The sequence below is a fragment of the Streptomyces durocortorensis genome, from assembly GCF_016901035.1.
Classification (GTDB): Bacteria; Actinomycetota; Actinomycetes; order Streptomycetales; family Streptomycetaceae; genus Streptomyces; species Streptomyces durocortorensis.
Map to the genome: position 1 here is coordinate 1 of NZ_JAFEUF010000601.1, position 262 is coordinate 262.

At 45.8% G+C, this 262-nt stretch carries 2 pseudogenes; both read left to right on the forward strand.

Going from position 1 to position 262, the window contains the following annotated elements:
- Positions 1-8 precede the first annotated feature (8 nt).
- Positions 9-56, forward strand: a pseudogene (locus tag JS521_RS37630) (hypothetical protein); the annotation flags it as partial.
- 21 nt (positions 57-77) lie between these two features.
- Positions 78-262, forward strand: a pseudogene (glgC, locus tag JS521_RS36220) (glucose-1-phosphate adenylyltransferase); the annotation flags it as partial.

The window sequence follows — 262 nt, forward strand, 5'->3', positions numbered from 1 at the left end:
GTTTAGACGTGTTCGCGTATAAATTTAAAGGTTACTGGAAAGACGTCGGGACGATTCAATCGCTTTGGGAAGCCAACATGGACTTACTCGAAGAAGATCCACCGTTAGATCTATATGATCCGGACTTTAAAATCTACTCGGTCAACCCGAACCAGACGCCACAGTTCATCGGCAAAGATGCCTGTGTCGAACAGTCGGTCATCAATGAAGGTTGCCGGATTGAGGGCGAAGTTCAACATTCAGTTTTGTTCTATGATGTGCG